This is a genomic window from Streptomyces sp. UNOC14_S4, from assembly GCF_020740835.1.
Lineage (GTDB): Bacteria > Actinomycetota > Actinomycetes > Streptomycetales > Streptomycetaceae > Streptomyces.
Genome location: NZ_JAINFC010000331.1, coordinates 1 through 8,622, shown reverse-complemented (window position 1 = coordinate 8,622; position 8,622 = coordinate 1). Strand labels below are relative to the sequence as shown.

General features: G+C 72.9%; 7 protein-coding genes. 2 read left to right on the top strand and 5 right to left on the bottom strand.

The features are described 5' to 3' along the window. The 4 genes from K6I34_RS25255 to K6I34_RS25240 form a co-directional block, all read right to left on the bottom strand. Window positions 1–1,118 (bottom strand): MFS transporter (locus K6I34_RS25255; protein WP_229328765.1); only part of this gene is annotated, 1,118 nt, incomplete at its 3' end. Window positions 1,119–1,320: 202 nt separating this feature from the next. Continuing rightward, window positions 1,321–2,895, bottom strand: coding sequence for a GMC family oxidoreductase (locus K6I34_RS25250; protein ID WP_229328762.1), 1,575 nt, complete (start codon window positions 2,893–2,895; stop codon window positions 1,321–1,323). A 41-nt stretch (window positions 2,896–2,936) separates the two neighbouring features. Continuing rightward, the gene (locus tag K6I34_RS25245; RefSeq protein WP_229328760.1) at window positions 2,937–4,403 is read right to left on the bottom strand and encodes an NAD(P)/FAD-dependent oxidoreductase; all 1,467 of its coding nucleotides are present in this window, start codon (window positions 4,401–4,403) and stop codon (window positions 2,937–2,939) included. Window positions 4,404–4,689: 286 nt separating this feature from the next. Next, window positions 4,690–5,535 carry an AfsR/SARP family transcriptional regulator gene (locus K6I34_RS25240; protein ID WP_229328757.1) on the bottom strand — a complete coding sequence of 282 codons (846 nt, stop codon included), beginning with the start codon at window positions 5,533–5,535 and terminating at the stop codon, window positions 4,690–4,692. 225 nt (window positions 5,536–5,760) lie between these two features. On the opposite strand from K6I34_RS25240, the gene K6I34_RS25235 reads away from it, so the two are divergent. After that, complete coding sequence (locus K6I34_RS25235) at window positions 5,761–6,273, top strand: flavin reductase family protein (RefSeq protein WP_229328755.1); 513 nt, start codon at window positions 5,761–5,763, stop codon at window positions 6,271–6,273. A gap of 6 nt (window positions 6,274–6,279) precedes the next feature. On the opposite strand, the gene K6I34_RS25230 is transcribed toward K6I34_RS25235, so the two are convergent. After that, window positions 6,280–7,542, bottom strand: a complete 1,263-nt coding sequence (locus K6I34_RS25230; RefSeq protein ID WP_229328752.1) for a transposase — start codon at window positions 7,540–7,542, stop codon at window positions 6,280–6,282. Between the two features lie 257 nt (window positions 7,543–7,799). Between K6I34_RS25230 and K6I34_RS25225 the strand changes: the two genes are divergently transcribed. After that, a partial coding sequence (locus K6I34_RS25225) for an AfsR/SARP family transcriptional regulator (protein ID WP_229328749.1) occupies window positions 7,800–8,622 on the top strand: 823 nt, incomplete at its 3' end.

Sequence of the window (8,622 nt, the reverse complement as noted above, 5' to 3'; positions counted from 1 at the left end):
GGGCGGGAGGGCCGGAGCGTGGCGAAGGTGAGGACGAACGCCACCGCGACGACCGCGGCCGCGAACAGGCCCAGTTGTTCCGGCCGCAGGCCGAAGCGGTCCTGCGTCAGACCGCCGAGCGCACCGCCCAGGGCCACTCCCACGTAGACCGACGAGGAGTTGAGGCCGAGCAGGACGGGCGCGGCGGCCGGGGCGTGCGCGATGAGCCGGTGCTGCTGGGGGACGACGGGCATGCCCACGCACACGCCCCAGGCCACGGCCCACACGACGGCGGTCGCGAGGTGACAGGTGGCCAGCGGGGTGACGGCGAGGAGGGGGACGGTCGCACCGAGGCACCAGGCCAGGATCCTGCCGGGCGCGTGCCGGTCCACGAGCCGCCCGGCCAGGAGATTGCCGCCGAGGGTGCCCAGACCCCAGGCCAGCAGGATGAGGGTGACCAGGGAGCCGGAGCCCCCGGTGGCGCGGTCGAGGGCGGGGACCACGTAGGTGTACAGCACGTACGTGCCCAGGAAGAAGAGGACGGACACGGTGAGGACGCCGAGGACCCACGTCTCCTTCAGGGGGCGGAAGCGTTCGCGCAGCGTGGCGGCCGGGAGGGTGATCCTGGGCAGGCCGACGGCTATGCCGAGGGCCGCGACCAGGCCGAGGGCGGCCACGGCCCAGAGGGTGAGGTGCCAGTCGCCGTCGCCGATGAGCGTGCCCAGGGGCAGGCCGAGGGCGGTGGCGAGCGTCAGCCCGCCGAGTACGAAGGCGAGGGCACGGCCCCGGCGTTCGGGCGGGGTGATGGCCGCGGCGGTGCTGGAGGCGGCCGAGGTGATGATCCCGGCACCGGCCGCGGTCACGACGCGGGCCGCCAGGACGACCTCGTACGTGGTGCCCACGGCGGTGGCCGCGTTGCCGACGATGAAGACGCCTAACGCCAGGAGCAGGGCCGTGCGCCGGTCCAGGGCGCTGGTCGCGGCGCCGAGGACCGGGGCGGAGACGGCGAAGGTCAGGGCGAAGGCGGTGACGAGCTGGCCCGCGACGGGGACGGTGACATGCAGGTCGGCGGCGATGGACGGGAGCAGTCCGGCGATGACGTAACCGTCGGTGCCGACGGCGAACGTCGCGAGGGCCAAGGGGAGGAGTTTTCTGAACAAGACTGCCCTTTCTGTGCTGATCCTCCGAACCAGGCGGAGCGGCGGGGTGATGCGGCCCCGCCGGACCGGCAAACCGCCGACGGCGTTGATCAATTCCGCGTCGGCCGGTGCCGGTCAATTCCGCCCGGATGCCGACGGGTTGCCGACCGCTTGCCGGCGGATGCCGACGGATGCCGACGGTTCAGCCGGCCGCGCCCCGGATCAGCTCGGCGGCCCGCTCGCCGATCATGACGGCGTGCGCGTGGGTGTGCCCCCGGGGCACGCGCGGGATGACGGAGGCGTCCGCGACCCGCAGGCCCTCCACCCCGCGCACCCGCAGCCAGGGGTCGACGACCGCCTGCTCGTCGTCCGGCAGGCCCATGCTGCAGGTGCCGACGGGGTGGAAAAGGGTGGACGCCCGCTCACGGACGACCCCTTCCAGCACGTCGTCGGCGACCGGCCCGGGCCACGGGGCGGCGGGACCGTCCACCAGTCCGCGCAGTGACTCGGTGCCGAACAGCCGCTCCGCGAACCGCACTCCGGCCATGAGGGTGCGGACGTCGCCGTCCGCGCTCAGGTATCCGGGGTCGATGGACGGCGCGAGGGCCGGGTCGGCACCGGCGAGCGTGATGCTGCCGCGGCTGTCCGGCCTGAGCAGCACGACCGCCGTCGTCAGGCCCCGCCCGCCGACCTCCTCGCTGTCGGCCACGGGTGCCCAGATGAGTTCCACGTCGGGCGCGCCCGGGCCGCCGTCCGTGCGGACGAAGGCCACCGCCTCCGCGATGTTGGAGCTGAGCGGGCCGCGCCGTTCGCGCTCGTAGAGCTCCCGGTTCGCGGGGGTGTCGGCGTCGGCGAGCGGGACCGGTCCGGTCGCCCGCATCATCACGTCCACGGTGACGTGGTCCTGGAGATTGCGTCCGACACCGGGCAGATGGACGCGCGGCCGCACACCGGCCGCCCGCAGGTGCTCCGTGTCACCGATGCCGGAGAGCATCAGCAGCTGCGCCGAACCGACGGTGCCCGCGCTGAGGACGACCTCACGGCGCGCGGTCAGGGTCCTGTCGGCGAGCTGGACACCCGTGGCCCGGCCGTCCTCCAGGAGCACCCGGTGGACGGGCTCGCCGGTGAGGACCTCCAGGTTCCCGCGCTCCATGGCCGGGCGCAGATAGCCGTCCGCGGCGCTCCAGCGGGCGCCGTCCCGCTCGGTGAGCGGGGTGAGCGCGCAGCCGGTGTGCTCCGGCCCGCCCAGTCCGCCGGTGATCTCCGCCAGCCCCAGCTCCCCGCAGGCCCGCAGGAAGCGGGCGGTGCTCGGGTCGGGACTCCGCGGCGGCGAGATCCACAACGGGCCCTCCGTGCCGTAGACCTCCCCGGTGCCGGGGGCGCCGGCCCACCGCTCCGCCCGGTGCAGGAAGGGCCTGACCGCGTCCCACGACCAGAGGCCGCGGGACGCGTCGGCCCACGCGTCGTAGTCCTCGGCGTGGCCCGGCACCCACATCAGGAAGTTGACCGCCGACGAGCCGCCCAGGGTCCGGCCGCGCGGCCAGGGCACTGCGCGGCCGCCCAGCCCGGCCTGGGGGACGGTGCCGTAGCCCCAGTCGTACGCGGTGCCGAACAGGCTCGCGGCGGCCGCCGGGATCCGGACGGCGGGGTCGGTGTCCGCGCCGCCGGCCTCGACGAGGGCGACGCGCGTCCCCGGGTTCTCGGACAACCGGGCGGCAAGCGCGCAGCCCGCCGAGCCGGCGCCCACGATCACGTAGTCGAACTCTGCCTTGCTCATGGTTGGTTCCTGCCGCCCCTGTGGTGTGGTTTCCCCGCCGGTCAGGCGGACTTGACAGCCTGCTGGGCGGCGCGCAGCCCGGACTCGATCGCGCCGTCGATGAAGCCGCCGCTCCAGCCGTTGGCGATGTCGTCGGTGGCGAACGACAGCTTGCCGAAGGGCTGCTGGATGGCCGGGTACTGGGCCGTCAGCTGACCGGGCTTCCGGAAGCCCCAGCTGCCGCCGGACCACTTGTCGTTGCCCCAGTCCTGGCCCTTGATGTCCACGACGGTCAGGCCCGGGACCATCTGCCGGACGGCCTGCTGGACCTGGGCGCGGTTGGTGACGTCCAGGCCGGGGTCGGCGCTGAAGCCGATCATCAGCTGCTCGCCGTTGGCGAACTGCGTGCGGGACAGCAGCGTGGACACGATGCTGCCCTCGGGCCCGGAGGCGGCGATCCTGCTGGTCGCGCCCTGGACGCGCATCCAGAACTTCTTGCTGTTGTGGATGCCCACGCCCTGCGCGGTCGCGGCGGCGTGCACCGCGGGCAGGCCGGGGGTGAAGGTGATCGTCTTCCACATGTTGACCGGGACCGCCACGACGGCGACCGGGGCGGAGAACGTCTTGCCCGCGCGGGTGGTGACGCGTACGCGGCGGCCGTCGTCGGCGATCGCGGCGACGGGCGAGTTCAGGCGCAGATCGGCACCGGCGTCGGCGAGGATGGCCTTCAGCAGGCCGGTCATGCCCGTCACGGGGCGGCGGCCCATGAGGCCGAACCAGCCCTCGGGGCTGGCACCGGCCAGCGCCCACCACTGGGCCAGGTTGGTCCACGCGCCGAGGGCGCTGTCGCCGCCCGAGTACGCGGCGGGCTCACCGCTGATCCACAGCTCGTCCTCGGCGGACAGCTTCAGCTCGTTGATGCGGTCGCGCAGGGAGAGCCGGTCGTAGGTGGCCAGCAGGTCCTTGCGGTAGAGCGGCTCGTAGGGGCGCTCGAAGACCTCCTCGGCCCCGGCGAACAGCTTGCCCAGCAGCGCGCTCTGCCGGGCACCGGCCTCCGCCGGGGCGAAGGGGCGGTATCCGGTGGTCGTCGGACCTATGGAGACCTCCGCGGAGGGGTCCGTCACGAGCCCGATGTTGTAGCGCTGGAGCTCCTTCTGGACCAGGGCGTGCCGCTCGGAGACCCAGGCTCCGCCGAGCTCGATCTGCTCACCGGCGAAGGTGTCGGTCCAGATCCGGCCGCCCAGGCGGTCACGGGCCTCCAGGATCAGCGGGCGCAGCCCCTGGGCGCGCAGCTCGCGGGCGGCCGTGACACCGGCGAAGCCGGCGCCGATGACGATGGCGTCGAACGCGCCTCCCTCCTCGGCCGACCCGGTGCCCGAGGCCGCGTGGGCGGAGTTCGCGCCCGCCGCGGCCGCGCCGAAGGCCAGCGCGGCGAAGCCCGCGGTCCGCAGCACCGAACGGCGTGTCACCACTGCCCGGCCGGCTCCGGCTCCGGCTTCGGTCGCGGTCGGGGAGTTTTCAGCAGTCATGATGAGTTCCTTGGATCTGTCGTCGAAGGCGGCGTCGGAGGGACGGCATCGGACGAGCGACGTCGGACGGACGGCGTCGGACGGGCGGCAGCGCGCCGGAGCGAACGCGGCTGCACCGTAACCGACCGTCGGCCACCTGCTGCCCATTGGCCGGTAATGAACGGTCCCCTCCGCGGGCCCGGCCGACGGAACAGGCTCTTCCGCTGCGGTGTCCGGCGCGCGGAAGCCGACGCCGAACGGCCGGATCCCCTCGGGATCCGGCCAGTTCGGCGGCACCACCGCGCGGTCACCAGATGAGATCGGGCGTCGTCCACAGCGGCATGAGCCGGTTCGGCTGCCGCCGGCCCGTGGCGGTGAGGGAGTCCTGCGGCGCGGGCGGACGGGGGCTGAGCATCTCCTGCTGCAGCTGCTGGATCTCCGGCGCGGGCTCGACGCCCAGTTCCTCGTCCAGGATCCTGCGCAGGTCGCGGTAGGACTGCAGCGCCTCGGCGCGGCGTCCCGAGGCGTGGAGGGCGGCGATGAGCCTGCCGTGGAACCACTCGTGCAGGGGGAACTCGCTGACGAGCATGCGCAGATGGGGGATGGTCTCGCGCTGCCTGCCCAGCCGGTGCTCGGCCTCGATGCGCAACTCCAGGGCCCAGATGCGCAGTTCCTCCAGGCGGGCGATGCGGCCCGCGAGGATGTCACCGGCCGGGATGTCGGAGAGGACGGGGCCGCGCCACAGCGCGAGGGCGCGGTCGAGGTGTTCGAGGGTCCGTTCGGGACGGTCCTCCCGCAGGTCGTCCTGGCCGAGCGTCACCAGCCGTTCGAAGATCTTGCTGTCGACCACGTCGTCCTCGACGTCGATCAGATAGCCGGGCGAGCGCCGCACCACTAAGTCCCGGCCGGTCTTGGCGAGCCCCTCGCTCACGAGCATCCGGCGCGCCTGGTAGATGTACGTCTGCAGGGTGGTCAGGGCGGTGCGCGGCGGGTTCTTGCCCCAGAGTTCCTGTACGAGCAGGTCCACGGGGGCGACGTCGCGCGGCCGGGTCAGCAGGAAGGCCAGCGTCTGGAAGACCTTGGGCGTACTCGGCACACACCGTCTGCCGTCGTCGGTGACGATCTCGAACGGGCCGATGAGGTTGAACTGCATGACGTGCTCCTGGTACCGCATGGTGGGATTTACTTGCATGACGCATCCGCATTGGTTCAGACCGTAGGCGGAGACGGAGGGCCACCCCAGAAACGCCTTCCAGGAATGTCAATTACTGACGGGTCAGGCTTCGGGGGTGGCCGCGGGGCCCGCTCCACCGGCTCCCGCAGTGCCGCTCCACCGCACCACGACAAACCTTCGAAGGACGCCGGGCACTCTGGGGCCGTGCTCACAGAGACGATCTCTTCCGACCTCTTCCGTGCCACGCTCGCCCACTGGGTCAGCGGAGTCACGGTGGTGACCACCACCGACGCCCGGGGGCGGAGCCACGGCTTCACCGCCAGCTCGTTCTCCTCGGTGTCCCTCGACCCTCCGCTGGTGCTGGTGTGCCTGGACAACAGCGCCAACTGCTTCGACGCCTTCGACACGTCGGACGGCTTCGTCGTCCACCTGCTGGCCCGCGGCCAGGAGGAGCTCGCGGGCCGCTTCGCCAGCAAGGGGACGGACAAGTTCACCGGCCTGGAGACGGAACGGTCGGCACGCGGGCTGCCGCTGCTGCCCGGGGCGCTCGCCCGCCTGGAGTGCCGCACCGAACGCCGGATACCCGGTGGCGACCATCTGATCCTCCTCGGCGAGGTGTCCTTCGCCGAGGAGCACGAGGGCGAGCCGCTGGTCTACTACCGACGCGGTTTCCACCGGCTCGACGGCGTCGCACCGGCCACGTCCCGGGCGTACTGAGGCGCGCTATGCCACGCCGGACAGGGGGCCGTGCGCGGCCGCCCGGTGCCTCGCCGCGGCGGTCGCCATGGCGAGATGCGCCACCGAGGCCAGGGTCATGTGCCGGTGCCAGCCCTGGAAGGAGCGGCCGGCGAAGTCCCGCATCCCCACCCGTTCGGACACCTCGGTGAACTCGCGGGTGACCGTGCCGGAGAGCCGGGTCAGCCGCAGCAGGTGCGCGGGCGGCACGTCCGTGGCCTCCGTCAGCCAGAACCACGTGGGGCGGCGGTCCGCGGCGGACCACTCGGCCAGCAGCAGCGCCCGCAGGAACGGCGGTCCGTCCCCGGCGCAGTCGGCGACCCACGCCTTCACGGGCACCGCCGCCAGCATGCCCTCGACGCCGCCCCCGCCGGGACCCGGCACCTTCGTGCGGTGCCAGAGCCGTTTCATGGAGTCGACGATCCGCCACGCCGGCATCTCCTGGGTACCGGCCCCCGGCAGCACGGCTTCGTCCAGGGTGAGGACGGTGTCCGGGCAGACGCTCATGATCAGGGGCCGGCCGGTCCCGTCACGGCCGCTGACCAGCTCGTACGGGCACAGCTGCGGCACGTCCAGCACGACCGGGAGGCGGGGCAGCGCCCAGGAGCCGACGGCGCCCGGCACGGAATCGCGGACGTACTCCCCCGCCGTGGAGACCTTGACGTCCGCCGGGAGGTTCGCCCGGGCACGGCGGCCCGGGTCGTCGCGCCAGCTCCGCGGGAGGACGAGCCTCCAGTCGACGGGCACCGCGGCCCGCTCGGACGTCAGCCAGGCGCCCAGCGCCTGCTGGGCCTTGGCGGTCCGGCCCAGGTGCGGGAGGAAGTGCCGTGCCACACCGGCCGCCTGGGCCCCCGATCTGGGGATGAGGGTACTTCTCACCACCCATGCCTGCGGTCCCACCAGCCGCTCGGCGCTCCGGCCCAGCGACTGCCGGACCGGCTCCCACTCCCAGGAGGATCCGCTGATGAAGTGATGCACACTCTGCTGGGCCGCCTCGCCGCCCAGCTGGGCGGCGATGTTGCGCAGGGTCTTGCGGCCCTCGGCGGCGAGCAGGCCCTGGACGTATTGACCGGCCTTGTGCCGCTGGTCGATTCTCGGCAGTGACGCGAACAGGCACGGCCCGAGCTCCTGGAGCACGCGGGCGGCCGCCGCCCGGTGATCAGGTTCCGACGACGGTTCCTCCGCCGTCGGCTCTCTCCGGTGAGCCGGCCTCGCCGATACGCCTTCCGCCGTCAGTTCTCTCCATTTCATGCGGCTCCCTCCCCGTTCGCCGCCGGACCGGTACGACCGACGGCCCCCACCCGACAATACAGACCGCGCGCTCGGTTTCCGCCGGTAGGGGTGTACCCGAGTACAAAAATTGTCGACGGGTCTTCCAGCGGACCTCCATTCGGCTCCCACGACTCTCCGACAGGGCCGTGCCACATTGACACTGCCGCCCTGACACACAGGCGCACCAGGGGATGCGCGTCCGCGAGGGCCCGGCGGCGTGGGGTGAGGAGAGTTCTTTGCACAACACCACGGGGGAAACATTGCAGTTCCGGATGCTGGGCCCGCTGGAGGCCGTCTCCGGGAACCGGATGATCGCTCTGGGAGGGACCAAGCAACGCGCGACCCTGAGCTTCCTGCTGCTGCACGCCAACCGGGTGGTGGCCACCAGCCGGCTGCTGAACGCCCTGTGGGAGGGGGACGACGCCCCCGCCTCGGCGCGGAAGATACTCCAGAACGCCGTGTGGGGCCTGCGCGGCGCCCTGTTCCCCGACGGCGGCGAGACCGAGCAGACGACACTGCTGACCCAGGCCCCCGGCTATGTCCTGAGGGTGAACCCGGACGATGTGGACCTCTTCCTGTTCCACCGGCGCGTGGCGGAAGGACGGGCGAAGCTCACGACCGGCGCGCCGCAGGAGGCGGCCGTCCTCCTGCGGGACGCGCTGGCACTGTGGCGGGGCCCGGTGCTGGCGGATCTCATGGAGGCCGGATTCGCCTGGCCCGAGGTGACGGCCGTGCAGAACGCCCGGCTCGACGCCGTGGAGGACTACTGCGAGGCGGAGCTGGCCTGCGGCCGCCACCACGCGGTCCTCGGCGAGCTGGAGGCGCTGGTGGAGGCCGAGCCGCTGCGCGAACGCAGTTGCGGCCAGCTGATGCTCGCGCTCTACCGGTGCGGCCGCCAGGCCGACGCGTTGAACGTGTACAGCCGCGTACGCACGACCCTCGTCGAGGAGCTGGGGCTCGAACCCGGCCTGGCCCTGCAGCGGCTGCAGCAGTCGATCCTCACGCACGACAGGACGCTGGCCCTGCCCGCCGTCCCCGCGGCCGGTACCGCCCCCGCCC

Coding starts and splice junctions, on each gene's coding strand:
- K6I34_RS25250 (WP_229328762.1), bottom strand. CDS start 2,895: ATGAGCAAGGCAGAGTTCGACTACGTGATCGTGGGCGCCGGCTCGGCG.
- K6I34_RS25245 (WP_229328760.1), bottom strand. CDS start 4,403: ATGACTGCTGAAAACTCCCCGACCGCGACCGAAGCCGGAGCCGGAGCC.
- K6I34_RS25230 (WP_229328752.1), bottom strand. CDS start 7,542: ATGAAATGGAGAGAACTGACGGCGGAAGGCGTATCGGCGAGGCCGGCT.
- K6I34_RS25240 (WP_229328757.1), bottom strand. CDS start 5,535: ATGCAGTTCAACCTCATCGGCCCGTTCGAGATCGTCACCGACGACGGC.